This window comes from Microbacterium sp. MDV22-iso44 (genome assembly GCF_058629135.1).
The window spans coordinates 643,917-663,044 of the sequence record NZ_JBZVWS010000002.1; the positions used below are offsets into that span (position 1 = coordinate 643,917).

A 19,128-nucleotide genomic window follows, 5' to 3' on the forward strand; every position below is an offset into this window, starting at 1 on the left:
AGGGTCGCCCGCAGCTTGCGTCTCGGACTGAATACGGAACGTCGTCCGGGTCTCGTCCCAGGGGGCGGGCGCCGTCAGCCGCCGAGCCGCCAGGTGACGAACGGGATGCCGGTGACGCCGTCGCGCGTGCGGTCGGTCGCCCGCCAGCCGCGCGCGGCGTAGAAGGCCTTCGCCCGTGCGTTGCCGTCCCACACCTCGAGCTCGGCCGGGCGACCGCCGCGGATCTCGTCGAATCGCTCGTGGAGGGCCGACCCGACCCCGCGACCGAACAGCTCCGGCAGGACGTACAGGCTCACCAGTTCGAGGGTCTCCCCGAGCCGCACGTGCAGGAACCCCGTCAGCCCTTCGTCCTCGGCGACGACGGCGACCCGCCCGCCCTCAGCGACGAGTCGGCGCCACATCGGCTCGCGATCGCGCGCCGCGTCCGCCGGATCGAGGTGCTGGCCGTAGTACGCGGCGCGCGAGGCGACATGGATCGCGGCGATCGCCGCGGCATCCTCGACGGTCGCCGCCCGAAGCATCGTCAGCGCGGGCCGGGCTTGACCGACAGGTCGGTGATGACGGCGTCGCGGGGCAGGTCGAGGGCGGTGAGGACGGCGGTGACGACGGATGCCGGCTGGATCCAGGCATCCGCGTCGTAATCCCTGCCCTCCTGCGCGTGGACCTGCGCCTGCATCGGCGTAGCCGTCCGACCGGGGTAGACGGTGGTGACGCGCACGCCGTGCTCCGCCTCTTCGCCGCGGAGCGCGTCGGCGAGCGCCTTGAGCCCGTGCTTGGACGCGGCGTATGCCGCCCACTGCGGGTGGGCCGCGAGCCCGGCGCCGGAGTTCACGAACAGCACCTGCCCGCGCGCCGCGCGCACGCGCGGCAGCAGCAGTCGCGTGAGTTCGGCGGGGGCGACGAGGTTGACGGCGAGCTGGTCCTGCCACGACTGCACCGTGAGGTCGGCGACGTGCCCGAGGTCGACGGCGCCCGCCGCGTGCACGATCGCGTCGATCCCCTCGGGAAGATCGGATGCCGCGACCGCCGCCGCGAGCGATGCGGGCCGCGCGAGGTCGGCGACGATCGCGCCGGCGCCCGGGTGCCGGGACTGCAGGTCGGTGGCCCGGGACGCGTCGCGCGCGACGAGGATGAGGCGGTCACCTCGCTCGGTCAGACGCTCGGCGAGGAGCTGTCCGATGCCCGATCCGGCACCGGTGAGGACGATGGTGTGCGGCATCCCCTCATCCTGTCATCGCCGCCCGCGTCAGTCGTCGAGCAGCGCGCGACGGGCCATCCCAGCCAGGATGCCGCCCGCCCGCTCACCGCTCGGCGCGGCCGAGTGCGGGGTCGAGTTCAACAGCCCGAACGCGGCGAGCAGCCTGGTCTCGCGCTCGGCGTCGTCGAGGTCCGGCCGGAGCGCGGCGAACGGGCGATCCCACTCCTGGACGTACTCGCGCTGCAGCCGCCGCACCCGCTGGTTGACGTCCACCGGCAGGTTCGCGAGCTCGCGATCCTGGACCCGGATGACGTCCGCGTCGCTCGTGGCGAAGTCGAGGTGGAAGGCGATGAGCGCCTCGAAGACCTCGCGCGCCGCACCTCCCGAGGCCGTCAGCGCGCGACCGCCCTCGAGCAGTCGTTCACTCGCTTCGAGCAGCAGGTCGCACAGCAGCGCCTCCTTGCTCGCGAAGTGGCGGTAGAGGGCCGGTCCGCTCATCCCGACGGCGTCGCCGAGGTCGCCGGTCGACACCGCCGCGAACCCGCGCTCGGCGAACAGCCGCGCGGCCGAGGTCATGAGCTCCGCGCGGCGGTTCGCCTTCTGCGTGGCCCGCCAGGTGGTCATCGCGACAGCGCCCGGCGCGCCTGCCGCAGCACCGGCTCGTCGATCATCCGTCCGCGGAACCGGAACACCCCGCGCTGCCGCGTCGCCTCGTCGAGCACCGCCTCGGCCCACTCGAGCTCGTCGGGCGTCGCCGCGTAGGCACGCCGGATGACCTCGACCTGGGACGGGTGGATGCAGGCGGTCGCCGCGAACCCCGATGCCGCGGCATCCCGCGCCTCGTCCTCGAGCCCCGCCGTGTCGGCGATGTCGAGGTGGACCGCGTCGATGGCATCGATCCCGGCAGCGGCCGCTGCGATCAGCACGCGCGAACGGGCGTACCGCGCGACGTCGCGGTACCGGCCGTCGCCCGTGCGGCTGGAGCGCCCGCCGATCCCCGCGACGAGGTCTTCAGCCCCCCACATGAGTCCGTCGACGAGCGGATGCCGCGCGAGCGCGCCCGCGTTCTCGACCCCGCGCGGCGTCTCGCACAGGGCGATGACGCGGTACCCGTCGAGCGCGTCGACCTCGGCGGTCTCCTCGGCCTTCGCGAGCATCAGCCGCCGGAACGGGGTGCCGCGCAGCGCGTCGAGGTCGTGCGCCAGCTCGGGGGTCGGGGAAGGGTTCACGCGCACGATCACGCGCGCGGCGTCGACGTCCGCCGCCACGAGCGCCTCACGGGCGCCGGCTTTATCGGCCGGCGCGACGGCGTCCTCGAGGTCGAGGATCACGGCATCGGCCGCGGCGAGCGCCTTCGCGTACCGCTCCGGCCGGTCGGCGGGACAGAACAGCAGCGCAGGACCGAGGCTCATGCGGGCGTTCCCGGCGACATCCGCATCAGGGTCGATCGACGCGCGGTCGCGACGACCTGGTCGTGCTGGTTGCGCATCGTGTGCACGAACTCGACGACGCCCTGGCCCGGCCGTGAGCGCGACTCCCGCTTCGAGGCGACGACGGTCTCGGCGTAGAGCGTGTCGCCGTGGCGGACGGGCGCCGGGAAGTTCACCTCCGAGAACCCGAGGTTCGCGACGATCGTCCCCTGCGTGAGCTGCGCGACCGACAGCCCGACGAGGGTCGAGAGGGTGAACATGCTGTTGACCAGCCGGTCGCCGAACTCGGTCTGCTCCGACCACGCGGCATCCAGGTGCAGCGACTGCGTGTTCATGGTGAGGGTCGTGAACAGCACGTTGTCGGCCTCGGTCACGGTGCGGCCGGGGCTGTGGACGTAGACGGCGCCCTCCTCGAGCTCGTCGAAGTACAGTCCGCGCTGCACGATGCGCCGCGGGGTCTCCTCGCTCATGCGTCCTCCTCCGGGGCCGGGGTCACGACGGCCAGGGTCTGCCCGCGGCCGACGCTGTCGCCGGTCGCGACGCGCAACGCCACGGTGCCCGCGACCTCCGCCCTCACCACATGTTCCATCTTCATCGCTTCGACGACCACCACCGCGTCGCCGGCGGCGACCTCGGCCCCGTCGGCGACCGAGGTCATCACGACCACCCCGGGCATGGGCGAGACGAGTTCGGGCACGGCCGAGGCATCCGCGTCGCGGCGATGGTCGAGCCGCACGCGCCGCACCTCGTGCGCGCGTCCGCCCGCCGAGAGCCAGACGACGTCGCCGTCGACCGCCGCGACGAGCGAGACGCTCCGATCCCCGATGCGCACGACGACCCGGTCGCCGAGGGGACGGACGGATGCCGCGACCGCCGCGCCGTCGACGATCACCCCGTCGCCGACCAGCTCCACGATCCGCTCCTCACCGCCGGACGCGAGCCGGTACCGTCGCGGTGCGGGCGAGCCCAGGCGCCAGCCGTCCGCGCGCCGCCACGGACCGCCGACGCGCGGGACCGCGGCATCCATCAACAGCGCCGCCTCGGTGAGGACGTCGGCGGGATCGTCCGCGGCGAGGAGCCCGTCGAGCTCCCGCGCGATGAGTCCCGTGTCGAGGTCGCCGGCGGCGACGGCGGGCAGCTCGAGCAGCGCCCGGAGGAACGGCACGTTCGTCTCGAAGCCGAGCACGGCCGTGTCTCCGAGCGCCGCGACGAGACGGCGCCGCGCCTCGTCACGGGTGGCGCCCGTCGCGATGACCTTCGCGAGCATGGGGTCGTAGTCGACCGAGACGTCGAGTCCGTCGGCGAGGGCGCTGTCGACCCGGATGCCGGGGCCCGCCGGGTGTCGCACGGCCACCACGTGCCCGCCGGTCGGCAGGAAGCCGGCGGCCGGATCCTCGGCGTAGACGCGCGCCTCGATGCTGTGGCCTGTGAGTGTCACGTCGTCCTGCCCGAAGCCGAGCGGCTCCCCCGCCGCGATCCGCAACTGCGCGGCGACGAGGTCGACACCGGTGATTTCCTCGGTGACGGGGTGCTCCACCTGCAGGCGGGTGTTCATCTCCATGAAGAAGAACTCGTCGGGGCGGTCGGCGGCGACGATGAACTCGACCGTCCCCGCGCCCCGGTAGTCGACACTCCGCGCCGTCTCGCACGCCGCCTGCCCGATGCGGGCCCGAGTCGTCTCGTCGAGAAGCGGCGACGGCGCCTCCTCGATCACCTTCTGGTGGCGGCGCTGCAGCGAGCACTCCCGCTCCCCCAGGTGCACGACGGTCCCGTGGGCGTCGGCGAGGACCTGCACCTCGATGTGCCGCGGGGTGTCGACGTAGCGCTCGAGGAACAGCGTGTCGTCGCCGAAGCTCGCGCCCGCCTCGCGTCGCGCCGCGGCGAGCGCCGCGGGCAGGCCCCCGGCATCCGTCACGACGTGCATGCCCTTGCCGCCACCGCCCGCGGAAGGCTTGATCAGCAGCGGATAACCCACCTCGGGAGCGGCCGCGATCAGCTCGTCGTCGGTCATGCCGGCGCGAGCGACACCGGGAACGGTCGGCACGCCGCGGGCGTCGACGGCGTGCTTCGCGGCGATCTTGTCGCCCATCGTGCGGATGGCGTCGGCGCTCGGCCCGATGAAGACGATCCCCGCCTGCTCGCACGCCGCGGCGAACGCGGTGTTCTCGGAGAGGAACCCGTACCCGGGGTGGATCGCCTCCGCCCCCGTGGCGCGGGCCGCGGCGATCACCGCGTCGATGTCGAGGTAGCTCAGCGCGGCGGGCGCGGGACCGAGGCGCACGGACTCGTCGGCCAGTGCGACGTGGCGGGCACCGGCATCCGCGTCGCTGTAGACGGCGACCGAGCGGATGCCGAGCTCCCGCAGCGTGCGGATGACGCGGCACGCGATCTCGCCACGGTTCGCGATGAGGACTGTCGAGAACATGCGCATCACATCCGGAAGACGCCGTAGCCCGGCGCGTCGAAGGGGGCTCGGAGGCAGACGTCGAGGGCGAGACCGAGCGCGTCGCGGGTCTCGGCCGGGGCCAGGATGCCGTCGTCCCACAGGCGGGCCGTCGAGTAGTACGGGCTCCCCTGCTCCTCGTACTGCGCACGGATCGGCGCCTGGAACGCCGCCTCGTCCTCCGCCGACCACTCCTCGCCGCGCGCCTCGATCTGCTCGCGGCGGACGGTCGAGAGGACGGATGCCGCCTGCGGCCCGCCCATGACCGACACCCGCGCACCGGGCCAGAGCCACAGGAACCGCGGCGAGTAGGCGCGGCCGCACATCGAATAGGTGCCGGCGCCGAACGAGCCGCCGACGACGACGGTGAGCTTCGGCACCGACGCGCACGCGACGGCGTTCACCATCTTCGCGCCGTGCTTGGCGATGCCGGCCGACTCGTACTCGCGGCCGACCATGAACCCGGTGATGTTCTGCAGGAACACGAGCGGGATGCCGCGCTGGTCGCACAGCTCGATGAAGTGGGCTCCCTTCAGCGCCGACTCCCCGAAGAGGACACCGTTGTTCGCGAGGATGCCGACGCGGTGTCCGTGCAGGCGGGCGAAGCCGGTGACGAGGGTTTCGCCGTACTCGCGCTTGAACTCGTGCCACGTACCGCCGTCGATGAGGCGGTGGACGATCTCGTGGGCGTCGTACGGCGTGGTGAGTTCGACCGGCACGACGTCGACGAGGGTGGCCGGATCGGCGGCGGGGGGGACCACGGGCTCGGGCTGCTCGCGCAGCGGTGCCGGGGCGGGGAGCGTCGCGACGATGTCGCGGACGATCTCCAGCGCGTGCTCATCGTTCTCGGCGAGGTGGTCGGTGACGCCCGAGACCTTCGTGTGGAGGTCGCCGCCGCCGAGGTCCTCTGCCGAGACGATCTCTCCCGTCGCCGCCTTCACGAGGGGCGGACCGCCGAGGAAGATCGTGCCCTGGTTCCGGACGATGACCGTCTCGTCGCTCATCGCCGGGACGTAGGCGCCGCCGGCGGTGGACGACCCGAGGACCGCCGCGATCTGCGGGATGCCGTCCCGCGACATCCGCGCCTGGTTGTAGAAGATGCGCCCGAAGTGGTCGCGGTCGGGGAACACCTCGTCCTGCATGGGCAGGAACGCGCCACCGGAGTCGACGAGGTAGACGCACGGCAGGCGGTTCTCGGCGGCGATCTCCTGTGCTCGCAGGTGCTTCTTGACGGTGATCGGGTAGTACGTGCCGCCCTTCACCGTCGCGTCGTTCGCGACGACAATGATGTGCCGGCCGTGGATCAGTCCGACGCCGGCGACGACGCCTCCGGAGGGGCATTCGTCGTCGTACAGGTCGAGACCGGCGAGCGCACCGACCTCCAGGAAGGGGCTGCCGACGTCGAGCAGGGTGTCGATGCGGTCGCGGGCGAGCAGCTTGCCGCGGGCGGTGTGCCGCTCGCGCGCCCGCTCGGGGCCGCCGCGGGCGGCCTCGGCGCGACGCCGCTCGAGCTCGGCGACCAGGTCGGGATACGTCGTGGGGGCTGTCATCGTCGACGGCACCTCCGGGAGAGTGCTTCAGTTATCGATTGATAACTCAGTCGAACGATAACACCGCGGCCCCGGCACGGGAAGGCCCGGTCAGCTCTCCATCACCGCCCGGAGCGTCTCGAGGTCGGCCTCGATCGCCGCGGCATCCTCAGCGAACTCCGCATCCGTGACGCCGTCACGGCGGAACAGCGTGAAGACCACCTCGCTGCCGGCATCGTTGCGCAGCACCCGCAGCGGGTTGTGCACGACCGTGCCGTCCGGAAGACGGACGTCATGATCGAGCACGCCCGCCTCGACCGGCCCGACGAACGCGACCTCGATGTCCCCCAGGGGCGAGTCCGCGAGCCAGTGGCCGCCATCGTTCCGGATGCCGGAGCTCAGCCCCGCCGCCCACCGCGGCAGGTTCGCGGGGTCTCCGGCGAAGGCGATCACCTCGCGCGGTGGGCGCTCGATCGTGCGGGAGAGGTGATGGGCGGGCCAGGTCATGACCGGGACGCTACCCCGCCTCGGCGACACCCGCCTCGGAAGCGACGAGGATGGAGGGATGGCGACGTTCGACGATCCGGTCCTCGAGGCGATGGCGACGCGGCGGTCGCTCGCGAAAGTGGGGCCGGGTGCTCCGACCGACGACGAGCTGCGCGAGCTGCTCGCCGCCGTCACCCCCGTCGCGGACCACAAGGCCCTCCGCCCCTGGCGCCTGCTCGCGCTGCGCGGCGATGACCGCGCCCGCCTCGGCGACGCGCTCGACGCCGCCGCCGGCACCACCCGTGAGCCCGGGGAGCGGAACATGAAGCCGTTCCGCGCCGACCTGCTGATCGCGGTCGTCGCGAGCCCGAAGGCGCACCCGGCCGTGCCCGTCTGGGAGCAGCACGCCACCGCCGCGGGCGCCGCGCACCTGCTCGAGCTCGCGCTCTGGCGGGCCGGATGGGGCGTCATGTGGCGAACGGGCCTCGCGGTCAACTCCCCCGAGGTGCGCGCGCTCCACGGTCTCGCCGACCACGAACTGTTGATGGGCTGGCTCTACGTCGGGAGTGTCGACGCCGACCTCCGCGCCAGAATCGACGAAGCGCCGAGGAAGCGGCTCGATCCCGAACCGTTCCTCGGCGCTCTTCCCGCTGACGCGGGTGCCGTCTGAGGCTCAGCCCCGGCGGAACTCCGCCGTCATCGGGCAGTCGAACGGGTCGCGGGCGGCGAGGCCCACGCGGTTCAGGTAGTCGATGACGATCGCGTACGACCGGCCGAGGCTCGTCTCCGTGTACGGAACCCCGAGGGTCGCGCAGTGCTCGCGCACGATCTCGCGAGCCTTCGACAGGTGCGGGCGGGGCATGTTCGGGAACAGGTGGTGCTCCACCTGGTAGTTCAGACCGCCCATGAGCCAGGTGGCCCACCAGCCGCCGCGGATGTTGCGGGAGGTGCGCACCTGCTTGCTGAAGAAGTCGAGCTTCGCGTCGGGGGCGATGACCGGCATCCCCTTGTGGTTCGGGGCGAACGACGCGCCCATGTACACGCCGAAGACGGCGAGCTGCACACCGACGAAGGCGAACGCCATGCCGAGGGGCAGGAGCAGGAACACCGGGACGAGGACGACGGCCAGTCGCAGGACGATCATGGCGATCTCCAGCCAGCGCGCCTTCACGTCCTTCTCGGTGAAGAGGAACTTCAGGCCGAGGAAGTGCAGGTTGAGGCCCTCGAGGGTGAGGAGGGGGAAGAACAGCCAGCCCTGACGCTTCGTGATCGCGCGGCGCAGGCCGCGAGCCGATGCGGCATCCGTCTCGATGAACGAGAGCGTGTCGATCTCGATGTCGGGGTCCTTGCCGACGCGGTTCGGGTTCGCGTGGTGACGCGTGTGCTTGCCGGTCCACCAGGCGTAGCTGATGCCGACGACACCGGCCGCGAGGATGCGCGCGAGGCGATCGTTGGCGGGACCGGAGCTCAGGATCTGCCGGTGCGCCGCCTCGTGGGCGAGGAAGGCCACCTGAGTGAAGATGATGCCGAGGGCCCCGGCGATGAGCAGCTGGAACCAGCTGTCACCGAGCAGGATGAATCCGGTCACTGCTCCGCCGAAGGCGAGCGTCAGCGCGATGCCGACCATGACGTAGAAGGCGTGGGTCCGGTGCAGCAACCCCGTTTCGCGGACGATGCGCGAGACGTCGGTGAACGCTTTCGCCATCGGGGGGAACTCCGCTGTTCCGGCGTATGTCTGGCGGACGGGACCGAGACGCGACTCGGTGACGGTTGAAGCGATGAAAGCACCTGCTCGAGATCGGGTGTCCGCCGGGGCGGAGGGAGAAACGATCAGCGGATGCCGACCACGTGAGGGCCACGCTACGGGGAGGCGCATCGCCGCAACGGCATGCATCGGTGATCCCCACGCGACTGCCAGGGGCTGCACAGGCTGGAGCGTCCCGCATCCCGCCGGACCGGAGGTGTCAGCCGACCCGCTGCTCCGCGATGGCCGACGAGGTGGACCGGCCGTTGACGTCGAGATAGAGCTGCCGCTCGGTGACCGACACGGTGAGTGTGCTGCGCCGCTCCAGAGCGGAAGCGGCATCGTCCACGAAGTCGCGATCGAAGCTGTAGACCGGGATGTCGGCCGCGCGGTGGATCGTCTTGCCCGCCCACGCCTGCGCCAGACGGTTCGGCTCGCGGTGGGTGTACACCGCGACCCGGTCGGCCGCCTTACTGGCCGAGTGCAGACGCGCGGCATCCGGAGCACCGACATCGATCCAGGCCGTCATCCGACCCGTCGCATCGCGGATCAGGACCGCCGGCTCGGCGGTCGCCGAGATGCCCTCGCTGAAGGCGATCCCGTCTTCATACTCGAGGGCGTACGCGAGCACGCGGAGGAGGACGTTCGCCGCCGTCTCGGACGGATGCCGCGCGATGCGCAGCGACAGTTCGTCGTAGACGCCGCGATCGACGTCGGCGAGGTGCACGGTGAACGTGTGCATCGTGGATCCGATGGCCATCCGTCGAGCCTAGGCGGGATGCCCTTCGCAGGTCGCACGGGTGATAATGGTCGCGTCCCATCCGGCGTTCCTCCAGGAGACTGCTCATGCCGTTCCACAGCAAGGAGATGCTCGAGCGTTGGCTCGGGGAGTTCGCCGCGCTGGGGTATCCGATCAGCGACCGGGTCAAGGTCATCCCGCAGGACGGGACCGACGGGCTCGACACGGGCCTGATCGCGCTCAACCTCCTCGACTCGATGACGCTCACCTACATCCAGCCCGAGCCTCTCGGTTCGATCCACTGGGGCATCACCTTCGAGGCGCGCGAGCTGGACCTCAAGCTCAACGCCAGTCGCACACTGGAGCTCTCGGGCGAGCTCGCGATGGTGTCGATGCTGTGCACCTTCCTGCAGACCAAGTCGCTGGCCGAGGTCGAGGCCGAGGCGGGATCCATCGCCCCCGAGACTCTCGGGCTCTGATGGACGACGGCCTGAGCGCAGAGCTGCGCGCGCTGCAGGCTCGAGCGTACGGGCCCGGCGGCGGCCTGGACGACGATCCCCCCGCGCGACGCCGGCTCGCCGAGCTCGAGACGCGCGCCCGCGACGAGAGACACCGCCCGCCCGTGGTCGACGGAGTTCCAGAAGCGCCCCGACAGCAGACACCCCGACAGCAGACACCCCGACCGTCGGCGCCTCCCGCGCCGACGGTTCCGGCCGCCGTCGCCGCCGACCTCCGCGCCGCACGAGCAACTACCGGCACCGATGCGGGTCGGCGACGCGTGCTGGCGGGCCTCGCGTGGGCGGGATCCCTCGCGGCGGTCGCCACCCTCTCGGTCGGCATCACCGCGGCGGCGAGCGCCCCCGCCCTGACCGCGGGGGCCACGAGCCCTGCCGACGTCGAGGTCACCCACGTCACGTCGCTCCCCCTCGACGCGGAACGGGCCTGGCCCGAGGTCCTGAGCGCTCCACCCGAGGACGGCCGCATCTACCGCGCACTCGCGGGCATGACACCGATCGTCGCCCACTACGACACCGGCGACGGCGTCAAGGCGCGGTGCCTGCAGATCCTGCCGGACGAAGCCTGGAGCGCCTCCCCCGAGGACGGGTGGTCGGGAGCCTGGTACACGAGCTGCGCAGCGGAGCCCTTCGCGCCGGCATCGAGCCTCGTGGTGTCGAGCACCACGCCGGCCGCCCTGCGCGAGAAGTTCGCCATCGGCACCCGTCTGCAGTTCGTGCTGGCCGACGACGCCGTCGAGGTCTACTCGGCGGAGGCCCCCGCCGGAGAAGCCGCGGGCTGATCGACCGCGACCGGTGTCAGACGCGGCACCCAGCACCGCACCCGCTCCCGGTACCGCAGGAACTCGTCGCCGAACCGCGCCTCGAGGTCGCGTTCTTCGTGCGGTCGGATCGCGGCGTTCCACACGACGGAGCCGCAGGCGGCGTAGAGAACCACCAGCCACGACGAGAGCATCATCCCGACCGCGACGCCCTGTGCGATGCCCGCGACCGCCATCGGGTTGCGGACGAAACGGTAGGGGCCGCGGATCACGAGGCGCCGCGCCGTCGCGATCGGCAGCGGCGTGCCCTCACCCTGCGTCGACATCACGGCGCCGGACCACAACCCGACGGCACTCGCAACGGTGAAGAGGGCGACACCGGCGCCACGCGCCCCGGCAGGTACCGGCACGTGCAGCATCCATCTCGTCTCGACCCAGACGATGACCGCGGGAACGACTCCGAGCGCCAGGCCCCAGAACACGACGATCTGAAGAGCCGTCGCTCCGACATGGCTACGCACCGTCGCTCCCGGCGACGCAGGGCGGATCCGGAAGGGCCCCACCATGAGCCAGTGCGTGGGAAGGGACCCGTGCACGATGACGGTGGCGGCGAGAACGGATGCCGCGGCCGCCGCGATCATGAGGACGGCACCCCATCCCGCCTCCGTCGTCGCCACCGCGAAGAGCGCGAGGAAGACGGTGACGAGCAGCGTCCAGCCCGTGGCGATGACGGCTGCTGCGCGGATCCCCGTCGCCGCGAGCGCCGAGGCGATCACGAAGAGAGGGATGTCGAGGCTCGCCATCACGAAGGGATCGATGCTCCCCAGCGTGGCTTCACGGACGACGGGGACCGTGAAGACGGCGACCCACCAGAGCGCGCCGCCCGCCGCTTGGACCGCGAAGTAGGCGCGCGCGAGGGCGGGTGTCAGGCGGCCTGGTACGTGAGGCAGTCGGCCGACTCCGCTCCGGGTCCCACGCGCACCGTCGCGGCGGTGCACTCGAGCGACGAGTTGAAGACGCACTCGGCGCGCTGGCAGGCGCCGACGTGACTGACGACCTTGTCGAGGCCGCCCTTCGTGCCGAGGGGGATGAACGTGGCGCACTCGGCGTCACCGGGCGTCCCACCGATGGTCACCGCGGCGGCGTGGCAGTGCGAGTGGTCGTTGTACGAGCAGCCGAGGGCATTGCACTCGGACACGCGGGGCAGGTCGTCGAGAGTGGTGCTCATGAGAGCCTCCTTCAGTGGTCGTGACTCGAGAGTACGCGCCGACCCCCGCGGTTCGGACAGCCTAAGTTCAGCCTTTTCTCCCCGGTCAGGCGAGGAAAATCGGGTTAGGTGAGCCTGACCTACACACGGCGCCGCGAGCCTTCCACTCGGCGACCCTGATACCACACACTCCACTGTTTTCGCATTCCGCCCCGCACGGAGTGGGGGCGGTGGTAGATTTCGCAGAACCTCGCCTTAGGCGGGAAACCCCGGGTCGGACCCGAATCTGGACCCGGGTGCAGGGGTGAACGGTGCGACGGCGAAACATCGTCAGCGGGTGTCTGCTCGTTCCGTTCAGGGGAAGGGGAACGCGATGGCACTGGCTGCGATGTCCGCCGGTCTTCCGCCCTCCCTTCTGCTGTGGCCGCAACTCGCTCTGACCCACGTCGAAGAGGAACTGAGCTCGAAGAACCGCCCGGCCCGTCTCGTGGTGGTCGGCCCCGCGGGTTCCGACAAGAGCCCCCTCCTCGACGAGATCTCCCGACGGGTCTCTCACGTCGAGGACACCCTCTTCGTCGACGACGCGCACCTTTTGACCGATGACCAGGTCCGCGTCCTCGACCGGCACCTCGACGACCCGAGCGCGGGACTCGTCGTCAGCTGCCGCCCGTGGCCGTGGACACCGGCGCTGACGGCACTGATCCGACGCATCGAGCAGTCCCGACCGGCCCTGGCTGTGGGCCAGGTCGACACCGAAGACGTCGCCCGCGCCGTCGAGCAGGCCGGTCGTTCGATCGACCCGGGGTGCATCGGAGCGATCGTCCGGATGGCGGCATCCGTGACCTGGCTCGTCAAGCAGGCACTCGCCGCGCACGGTGACGGCTACTGCCGCGACCCTTCGCACGAGCGCGTCATCCGTGCCGTCGGAGAGGTGATCGCGCTGCGCCTCGACACGCTCGAGCCACCCGTCGCCGCCGTCGTCCGCCGCGCGAGCCTCGGCGGCGACGAAGATCTGCCGGCAGCGACAGACGACGCAGTGGCGGCCGCGCTCGCCGTCGGGCATGCCGAAGGACTCCTGCTTCGCGGAGGTCGCCCCGTGCCGATCGTCCGGACGACCGTCACCCGGACGACGCCTGTCGCCCAGCTGATCGACCTGCTCGACACGTCGTCGATCCCGTCGCTGGATGCCGAGGTGGCATCGTCGCTCGGCGGCCACGTCGACGCGCGTCTGGCCCGGGTCCTCCAGGCTCACGCGGACCAGGCCGCGACCTACGACTTCGCCCGGGCCACGGAACTCTACGACGCGGCGCTCGCCGCCGGGGCGGATCCGAACCGCATCGCGCTCAGGAAGGCGCGCATGGCGTGGGACCGAGGCGACATCGACGAGGCCGCCTCCCTCGTCGACGCCGTCGCCCTGTCGGCGGAGGGCGACGATCACAGCGAAGCGCTCCGCATCCTCGGCTCGGCGTGGAGTGCGCGCGGATTCCTCCGCGCGAGCGCCATGACCTACCGCGCGCAGCCCGGTCACGACTTCCTCCTCTACGCGCAGGGCGCCCTCGCCTCGTTCGGCACGGGAGACCGCGCGCCTCTGCTCGACGCGGTCGAGCGACTGAACGCGGGTACCGGAGGAGTCCCGACGACGCTGAGGGTGGCCCACGCCAAGCTGATGAGGGGCCTGGCGGCTTCGCTCACTTGGCCTGCGGGCGGCGCGTTCGACGAACTCGTCCGCGCCAGCGAGACCTACGGGGACTCCGGTGAGAACGGTCCGGTCCCCGAACTGCCGGCGGTCATCGCCGCGATCGGCGCCATCAACCTCGGCGAACTGCAGACCGCCGCGAACATCCTCGGCGATGCGCTCATGGACGACCACGGCGGCCCGTGGGCGCGCTCGCGGCTGCTGCTCTGGGCCGCGTGGGTCGCCGTGCACCGGCAGCATCCCGAGGAGTCGGCCGCCCGGTTGGCGGATGTGGATGCCTCGTTCCTCCCCTTGAGCAGTCGCGAGATCCTCGTCCGCGACGCCGTCATGCTCGCCCACGTGCGACGGTACGGTTCGCTCGACGAGCTGCGTGCCCTGTGGATGCGGGTGCGGGACGATGTCCGTCACGTCGAACCGGACCTCTTCCTCCTCCACCCCCTGCGCGAGTTCATCGAGACCGCTCCGGTGTTCGACGACTCCGAGCGGGTGGCCCCCGCACTCGAGACGCTGAACGGGATCCTCCACGGCCTCGGTGACCCGCTGATGTGGTCGGTTCCGCTGACGTGGTCCTCTTTCCAGCGAGCGATGCTCGCGCGGGACCCGCACGGGCAGGCGCAGACGGTGCGGACGCTCTCCGCCGTCGCGCGCGGGTCGCGACTTGCGGGGGCCCTGTCGGCCGCCGCCACCGAGTGGTCGCGGAACCGGGTCGACGAGGGCGCCGCGGAACGCATCGAAGAGGTCGCGTCGCGCATGGCTGAGATGGGCCTCGGGTGGGAGGGCGCGCGCCTGGCCATCACCCTGTCGGAGCGCTCGCGCGATCGCCGGACGGGGATCCGACTCGCTGCGTTCGCTCGGACGCTCCACCCGAGCGCGGCGCCAGGGAGCGCGACCAACGATGTGGCTCTCGGCGACAGCGGCCTGCTGAGCGCGCGCGAGCGCGAGGTGGCGGGCCTCGTCCTTCGCGGCATGACCTACGCCGAGATCGGCGAGGCCATCTTCATCTCGCCGCGCACTGCCGAGCACCACATCGCACGCATCCGGCGCCGGATCGGCGCCACCTCGCGTACCGACCTGATCGCCAAACTCCAAGCGATCGTCGGCGCCGAGGACGGCGGCACGGACAACGCTGAAAGCCGCTGACGAACGCCCCTGAAAGGGCGGACCCCCTCGGGCCAGTTCAGTGGGGACTGCGGCGGGAGGGGGTCCGCGAAGCCATCCGGGATGCCAGAGACGGACACGTTTGGGGACAATGCGCGTCAAGACCGCTTGGGGAACGGCCCGGCAACCGTAGGGGGATGGCGCTTCAATGCTAGAGGAAAGCTCTCTTCCCGAATAGACATTCGCGAGATCTTGAGGTGAGCGGCCTCACCTCAAGCGGCGGGACACCCGATATCCGACGAGGCGACGTCGACCCGCTTCAGCAGCGGAGTGTGGAGGAGCTCGGGTGTCGCCGTGTCGAGCGGGACGTCCGGTCCGGCGACGAATCGGAACGTCAGGACGTGGGATCCCCCCGGCGCGAGGTCGACCCGACGGGTGACGAGGACACGGCCGTCCTCGCCGGCATCGACGGATGCGGCGGCTGCACCGTCGAGCGATACCCCACCCGCGTACCATCCCGGCGGCGTGACGACCGTGACCGTCGGGGCGATGTCGCCGGCCGCAGCACCGTAGAACCCGCCCCCGGTGACGCTGACGGGCAACGTCTCGGCATCCCGTTTCGTCAGCGTGCTGCCGAGGGACACCTCCACCTCCACCTCGCGGAGACCGTCGGCGCGACACACCCCCGAGCGCGTCGCGAGTCCCACCGTCAGGTACGGGGTGAGCTTGCCGCCCGTCGCGTCGTTGAAGTAGGCGGCGAAGGCGTTCGGGCCGGCGGCATCCTGCCTCGCGAGCGGGCCGGCCAGCGCGGTTCGGGCGAGGACCTTCTGCTCGTCGGGGTGACGACTCCAGACCGAGATCCGCCCCTCCTCGACCGCTCCCACGAGGCCGGGGATCATCGCGGCGGGACGGGCCCGTTCGGTGAGGGCCGTGAACACGGCGGCCGCGGCATCCGAGAACAGACGCCCCTGGGCATCCTGGTCGAGCGTCCGGTAGGGCTCGACGAGCAGTCTGTCGATGACGTTCTTCTGGTTGAGAACGCCGGCAGACGTCTCGACCGGACCGATGGCGCCGAGGATCGCGGAGAGGACGACGGGGTCCATCGAGACGACGAGGTCCGGTGCCGTCTCGCCCGACTTCTGCCACCACGCCGACGCGAGCTGAGCCGTCACCCGGAAGTCCGCGGTCATCGACGCGTTCTGCACGTAGCGGCCGATCCCGTCACCCAGGGATCGCACCTCCGCGGCGGACACCGCCGTCAGCGGGGATGCCGCCGGCGAGAACTGCGACGAATCGCGCTGCGCGCCGAGCGTGAGGATGCCGTCGTGGGCCCGGAGCTCGAGAAATGTCCCCGTGATGCCGCCCCCGGTACGCAGTTCCGCGGTGTTCTGCAGGACGACCAGGATGCGCCGGTCGCCCTCGGCACCGAGGATCGTCGGCACCAGGTCGGCCGCCTGCGCCGCACCGTCCGTCAGCGGCCGGATGTCATCGACGGCGTCGACGACACGGCCGACACCGTTCGCCAGCTGCGGGACAAGGGCGTTCCGGTCGATGTCGGCGAGATCCTCCGCGACGTCGTCGCGCGCCGCCGCTGCGCGGGTGAGGGCCGGAGCTGCGTGTCGCAGGACGCGGACCGCTCCCGCGGCGTCGGCGCCCTCGAGGCCGCGTGCCGTGTCGAGGACGGCGGGAGCGACGTCATCCGCCACGTCGACGACCGCGGTGGCCGCGCGTCGCGCCGCGGAGAGGTTCGGTCCGATTCCGGGGAGTGCCTCCGCCGCATACCAGACCGGGTCGTCCGGGATCTCGTGCGAGATACCGTCGACGAGTCGGTCGGCGGCGGCCTTCGCGCCGTCGATGTCACCCGAGCCGACGGCCTTCACCGCGATGGCCGCGTCATCCCCCGCAACATCGAGCGCCTCCTTGAGATCCCATGCCGAGCGACCGACGTGCACGGCCGCGGCAGCGGTGCCGATGAGGAGGAGGGCGCCGGCGACCAGGATCAGTCGACGGCGCCGTCTCACGACTCGACCCGGCGGCGACGACGCGCGACGAGGAGGACACCGGCGACCACGGCAGCGGCTCCACCCACGGCCGCGGCGACGGGCCACTGTCCGCCCGTCTGCGCCAGCCCGCGGGAGACGCTTCCCGACGCGACGCCGACCGGCGTCGCACAGTCGTCGGAGTAGCCCGGGTAGGCGAGCGGAACATCGATACGCTCGCCCCCGACCCGCAGCTGAGCCGTCACGTCGCCCGTGGTCCACGCGGCGGCATCGTTGCGGGGCTCCCACTGGTCGCCGGAACGGACCCAGCCGGGCAGAGCCTCGACGGTGCCGTCGCCAGAGACCTCGACGCCGGGCCACAGGATACTGCCGGTGCCTTCACCCGCGGCATCCACCCGCAGCGGGACGGCGATCTCCTGCCCGTCACCCCGGATCACGAGCTCTGCGGTCGGTGTCGAGGTCGCCGCCGTCGCGACGATGGCCCGGACAGTCGAGGCGACCGTCGACGACGCGGCCAGAGCGGTCGACACCGTCACCGGTCCGGTCGAGAGGCTGCGCGCACTCGCCGTCGCGGCGACGCGCACGATCGAGTAGTCGATCGTGGGCGCCTCATCGACGCACAGCGCCTGCACGACCGATCCGTCGAGCCCACCGTCCGGCGGACTGCTCGGGACGTACGATCCGTCCGCGGCGAACGCCGGCGTCGAGCCGGCCCCTGCGATGACGGCGACCACGATCGTGGCACGCCAGATGTTCCCCCACATAACAGCCTCCCCAAAGGCATTCGAGCCCGCGCCTCAGGTGGGCGCGCTCGATGTACAGCCGTCACGTTATCTCCGATCCGGTCGACAGACCTCCCGTGTTTGCCTCCACGAACCCCTAATCCGATCCCCTAGTTGTCCCCCGTTTGGGGGACAACAGATTAGGTTTGTCCCCCTATTGGTGGACGGGCGACTCGGCTGTAGCGTTCCGATATCGCCGCCGTAGAGGCTTTGGGGAGTTGACACGGCACAAGGCGGCAGCAGAGGAAGTGGGGGCGAGCTTGGGGGCCGTAACCATGTCTGCCTGGGCTCTTCGTACGCCTTCGTTCGCGCAACGAACACGTACGAAGGGCCCACATTCCACGCGTCGTGAGGGGCGACGCGTGGTCGGTCGCTGAGCGACCAGGGGGAGAGAGTGCGGTGACCGAGGGGTTCGGCTCACCGCGCAGACGCCGACGGGGACCGGCGTCAATAACGGGGACAGCGGATCGGATCCGCATTGGGGGCACAGGTCTGGGACCTGGTCGATGTTGGGGGGGGACGGAACGTTCATGGGGACAGAACGGAATACGGGGGCGCGCCGACTGCGTCGCGCACTCGACGCAGGACAGCACTGCGCGACACGCGTGTCGGCGCGGCGCACGCGGCGGGCCGCCTGATGGCCGTGCGCGCGGTGACGTCGCCGATACGCACCCTTCGCCTGCGCGGCCCGCTCGCCGCCCCGCAGGTCGTTCCGAGGCCCTCGCTGATGGGGCCACCGACTGTCCGCATCGCGGGCACCGACGTCCACCTCACCGATGCGCAGGGCGCGTGCGACGTGATCGCCGACACCATCCACGATCGACGGCTCTCGCCGCTCGCGGTCGTCCCGGCGACACTCGACCACCCGCACCACGAGGCGTCGGATGCCAGCGGCATCCGACATCTGACTCTCATCGACGACGGACACGTCGCCGCACGAGCGAAGCGCGCGACCGGAGCGGAGTGGCCGCGGCTGGACGGAGGCGACCTGATCGGTGACGTCCTGACCCGCGCGAGTGCCGAGCGGTGGCGCGTAGCGGTCGTGGGGGGTTCTCCGGACGTGCGCGAGACGCTCCACCGACGGGTGATGGCCGAATGGCCCGGTGTCGCACTCATCGGCCACTGGACGCCGACCCGGGAGCAGGTCTCGTCACCGGGCGCGTCCGCGGAGATCGCGGAGCAGCTCCGGCACACCGACACGGACCTCGTGATCGTCTGCGTCGGCAGGGCCACGCAGGAGGAGTGGATCGACACCTACGGGCATGCCACGGGTGCGCGTGTGCTCCTGGCTGCCGACACGGTGATGGATTTTCTGACAGGTCGAGCCGCGCACGCCCCCCGGTGGGTCGGGCGAGCCGGACTCGAGAAGATGTGGCGGCTCATGCTCGAGCCGAAGCGATCAGCGACGCGGAACCTCATCGAGGAACCGCAGGCCTCTCTGGCCGACCGCCGATCCTCGGCTCACCACGATGCATGAACCGTCACCCGCACGCGGGCACG

The 19,128-nt window shown here is 71.4% G+C and carries 19 protein-coding genes; 5 read left to right on the plus strand and 14 right to left on the minus strand.

Annotated elements, in window-relative coordinates:
- Positions 1-74: 74 nt before the first annotated feature.
- From AC4NN1_RS09870 to AC4NN1_RS09905, 8 genes are all read right to left on the minus strand, one after another.
- Positions 75-521, minus strand: coding sequence for a GNAT family N-acetyltransferase (locus AC4NN1_RS09870; protein WP_491955159.1), 447 nt, complete (start codon positions 519-521; stop codon positions 75-77).
- Between the two features lie 2 nt (positions 522-523).
- Complete coding sequence (locus AC4NN1_RS09875; protein ID WP_491955160.1) at positions 524-1,219, minus strand: SDR family oxidoreductase; 696 nt, start codon at positions 1,217-1,219, stop codon at positions 524-526.
- 27 nt (positions 1,220-1,246) lie between these two features.
- Positions 1,247-1,822: a TetR/AcrR family transcriptional regulator gene (locus AC4NN1_RS09880; protein ID WP_491955161.1), complete on the minus strand. Its 576-nt coding sequence runs from the start codon at positions 1,820-1,822 to the stop codon at positions 1,247-1,249.
- Positions 1,819-2,610 carry an HpcH/HpaI aldolase/citrate lyase family protein gene (locus tag AC4NN1_RS09885; protein WP_491955162.1) on the minus strand — a complete coding sequence of 264 codons (792 nt, stop codon included), beginning with the start codon at positions 2,608-2,610 and terminating at the stop codon, positions 1,819-1,821. The genes AC4NN1_RS09880 and AC4NN1_RS09885 overlap by 4 nt, the downstream gene beginning before the upstream one ends.
- On the minus strand, positions 2,607-3,098 hold the full coding sequence (locus AC4NN1_RS09890; protein WP_018185663.1) for a MaoC family dehydratase: 492 nt from the start codon (positions 3,096-3,098) through the stop codon (positions 2,607-2,609). The genes AC4NN1_RS09885 and AC4NN1_RS09890 overlap by 4 nt, the downstream gene beginning before the upstream one ends.
- Positions 3,095-5,059, minus strand: a complete 1,965-nt coding sequence (locus tag AC4NN1_RS09895) for an acetyl/propionyl/methylcrotonyl-CoA carboxylase subunit alpha (RefSeq protein ID WP_491955163.1) — start codon at positions 5,057-5,059, stop codon at positions 3,095-3,097. The genes AC4NN1_RS09890 and AC4NN1_RS09895 overlap by 4 nt, the downstream gene beginning before the upstream one ends.
- Positions 5,059-6,621, minus strand: a complete 1,563-nt coding sequence (locus tag AC4NN1_RS09900; protein WP_491955164.1) for a carboxyl transferase domain-containing protein — start codon at positions 6,619-6,621, stop codon at positions 5,059-5,061. The genes AC4NN1_RS09895 and AC4NN1_RS09900 overlap by 1 nt, the downstream gene beginning before the upstream one ends.
- Positions 6,622-6,711: 90 nt before the next feature.
- Positions 6,712-7,107: an SRPBCC family protein gene (locus tag AC4NN1_RS09905; protein ID WP_018185666.1), complete on the minus strand. Its 396-nt coding sequence runs from the start codon at positions 7,105-7,107 to the stop codon at positions 6,712-6,714.
- 58 nt (positions 7,108-7,165) lie between these two features.
- Here AC4NN1_RS09905 and AC4NN1_RS09910 point away from each other — a divergent pair, with 58 nt between their 5' ends.
- Positions 7,166-7,756, plus strand: coding sequence for a nitroreductase family protein (locus tag AC4NN1_RS09910; RefSeq protein WP_336125800.1), 591 nt, complete (start codon positions 7,166-7,168; stop codon positions 7,754-7,756).
- A 3-nt stretch (positions 7,757-7,759) separates the two neighbouring features.
- On the opposite strand, the gene AC4NN1_RS09915 is transcribed toward AC4NN1_RS09910, so the two are convergent.
- Both AC4NN1_RS09915 and AC4NN1_RS09920 read right to left on the minus strand, forming a co-directional pair.
- Positions 7,760-8,962, minus strand: coding sequence for a fatty acid desaturase family protein (locus AC4NN1_RS09915; RefSeq protein ID WP_491955165.1), 1,203 nt, complete (start codon positions 8,960-8,962; stop codon positions 7,760-7,762).
- An 88-nt stretch (positions 8,963-9,050) separates the two neighbouring features.
- Complete coding sequence (locus AC4NN1_RS09920) at positions 9,051-9,590, minus strand: YaeQ family protein (RefSeq protein ID WP_018185671.1); 540 nt, start codon at positions 9,588-9,590, stop codon at positions 9,051-9,053.
- A gap of 86 nt (positions 9,591-9,676) precedes the next feature.
- Here AC4NN1_RS09920 and AC4NN1_RS09925 point away from each other — a divergent pair, with 86 nt between their 5' ends.
- Both AC4NN1_RS09925 and AC4NN1_RS09930 read left to right on the plus strand, forming a co-directional pair.
- Positions 9,677-10,048 (plus strand): hypothetical protein, encoded by a 372-nt coding sequence (locus AC4NN1_RS09925; protein WP_018185672.1) that lies wholly within the window; start codon positions 9,677-9,679, stop codon positions 10,046-10,048.
- Positions 10,048-10,866 carry a hypothetical protein gene (locus AC4NN1_RS09930; RefSeq protein WP_491955166.1) on the plus strand — a complete coding sequence of 273 codons (819 nt, stop codon included), beginning with the start codon at positions 10,048-10,050 and terminating at the stop codon, positions 10,864-10,866. Before AC4NN1_RS09925 ends, AC4NN1_RS09930 begins: the two co-directional genes overlap by 1 nt.
- Here the strand turns inward: AC4NN1_RS09930 and AC4NN1_RS09935 are convergent.
- A complete protein-coding gene (locus AC4NN1_RS09935; protein ID WP_491955167.1) occupies positions 10,827-11,648 on the minus strand; it encodes a methyltransferase family protein in 822 nt (273 codons plus the stop codon). The two genes, AC4NN1_RS09930 and AC4NN1_RS09935, sit on opposite strands and share 40 nt — an antisense overlap.
- Positions 11,649-11,770: 122 nt before the next feature.
- Positions 11,771-12,073, minus strand: a complete 303-nt coding sequence (locus AC4NN1_RS09940; RefSeq protein WP_018185675.1) for a DUF1540 domain-containing protein — start codon at positions 12,071-12,073, stop codon at positions 11,771-11,773.
- Positions 12,074-12,425: 352 nt separating this feature from the next.
- Between AC4NN1_RS09940 and AC4NN1_RS09945 the strand changes: the two genes are divergently transcribed.
- Positions 12,426-14,888 (plus strand): helix-turn-helix transcriptional regulator, encoded by a 2,463-nt coding sequence (locus AC4NN1_RS09945; protein WP_491955168.1) that lies wholly within the window; start codon positions 12,426-12,428, stop codon positions 14,886-14,888.
- Positions 14,889-15,118: 230 nt separating this feature from the next.
- Here the strand turns inward: AC4NN1_RS09945 and AC4NN1_RS09950 are convergent, their stop codons facing one another.
- On the minus strand, positions 15,119-16,867 hold the full coding sequence (locus AC4NN1_RS09950; protein WP_491955169.1) for a DUF4012 domain-containing protein: 1,749 nt from the start codon (positions 16,865-16,867) through the stop codon (positions 15,119-15,121).
- Positions 16,864-17,610 carry an LPXTG cell wall anchor domain-containing protein gene (locus AC4NN1_RS09955; RefSeq protein ID WP_491955170.1) on the minus strand — a complete coding sequence of 249 codons (747 nt, stop codon included), beginning with the start codon at positions 17,608-17,610 and terminating at the stop codon, positions 16,864-16,866. The genes AC4NN1_RS09950 and AC4NN1_RS09955 overlap by 4 nt, the downstream gene beginning before the upstream one ends.
- A 745-nt stretch (positions 17,611-18,355) precedes the next feature.
- Here AC4NN1_RS09955 and AC4NN1_RS09960 point away from each other — a divergent pair.
- A complete protein-coding gene (locus AC4NN1_RS09960; RefSeq protein ID WP_491955171.1) occupies positions 18,356-19,105 on the plus strand; it encodes a WecB/TagA/CpsF family glycosyltransferase in 750 nt (249 codons plus the stop codon).
- Positions 19,106-19,128 lie beyond the last annotated feature (23 nt).

Bases quoted from the DNA above. Each gene is read 5' to 3' on its own strand.
- AC4NN1_RS09870 (WP_491955159.1), bottom strand. From the start codon at position 521: ATGCTTCGGGCGGCGACCGTCGAGGATGCCGCGGCGATCGCCGCGATC.
- AC4NN1_RS09875 (WP_491955160.1), bottom strand. From the start codon at position 1,219: ATGCCGCACACCATCGTCCTCACCGGTGCCGGATCGGGCATCGGACAG.
- AC4NN1_RS09880 (WP_491955161.1), bottom strand. From the start codon at position 1,822: ATGACCACCTGGCGGGCCACGCAGAAGGCGAACCGCCGCGCGGAGCTC.
- AC4NN1_RS09885 (WP_491955162.1), bottom strand. From the start codon at position 2,610: ATGAGCCTCGGTCCTGCGCTGCTGTTCTGTCCCGCCGACCGGCCGGAG.
- AC4NN1_RS09890 (WP_018185663.1), bottom strand. From the start codon at position 3,098: ATGAGCGAGGAGACCCCGCGGCGCATCGTGCAGCGCGGACTGTACTTC.
- AC4NN1_RS09895 (WP_491955163.1), bottom strand. From the start codon at position 5,059: ATGCGCATGTTCTCGACAGTCCTCATCGCGAACCGTGGCGAGATCGCG.
- AC4NN1_RS09900 (WP_491955164.1), bottom strand. From the start codon at position 6,621: ATGACAGCCCCCACGACGTATCCCGACCTGGTCGCCGAGCTCGAGCGG.
- AC4NN1_RS09905 (WP_018185666.1), bottom strand. From the start codon at position 7,107: ATGACCTGGCCCGCCCATCACCTCTCCCGCACGATCGAGCGCCCACCG.
- AC4NN1_RS09910 (WP_336125800.1), top strand. From the start codon at position 7,166: ATGGCGACGTTCGACGATCCGGTCCTCGAGGCGATGGCGACGCGGCGG.
- AC4NN1_RS09915 (WP_491955165.1), bottom strand. From the start codon at position 8,962: ATGCGCCTCCCCGTAGCGTGGCCCTCACGTGGTCGGCATCCGCTGATC.
- AC4NN1_RS09920 (WP_018185671.1), bottom strand. From the start codon at position 9,590: ATGGCCATCGGATCCACGATGCACACGTTCACCGTGCACCTCGCCGAC.
- AC4NN1_RS09925 (WP_018185672.1), top strand. From the start codon at position 9,677: ATGCCGTTCCACAGCAAGGAGATGCTCGAGCGTTGGCTCGGGGAGTTC.
- AC4NN1_RS09930 (WP_491955166.1), top strand. From the start codon at position 10,048: ATGGACGACGGCCTGAGCGCAGAGCTGCGCGCGCTGCAGGCTCGAGCG.
- AC4NN1_RS09935 (WP_491955167.1), bottom strand. From the start codon at position 11,648: ATGGCGAGCCTCGACATCCCTCTCTTCGTGATCGCCTCGGCGCTCGCG.
- AC4NN1_RS09940 (WP_018185675.1), bottom strand. From the start codon at position 12,073: ATGAGCACCACTCTCGACGACCTGCCCCGCGTGTCCGAGTGCAATGCC.
- AC4NN1_RS09945 (WP_491955168.1), top strand. From the start codon at position 12,426: ATGGCACTGGCTGCGATGTCCGCCGGTCTTCCGCCCTCCCTTCTGCTG.
- AC4NN1_RS09955 (WP_491955170.1), bottom strand. From the start codon at position 17,610: ATGTGGGGGAACATCTGGCGTGCCACGATCGTGGTCGCCGTCATCGCA.
- AC4NN1_RS09960 (WP_491955171.1), top strand. From the start codon at position 18,356: ATGGGGCCACCGACTGTCCGCATCGCGGGCACCGACGTCCACCTCACC.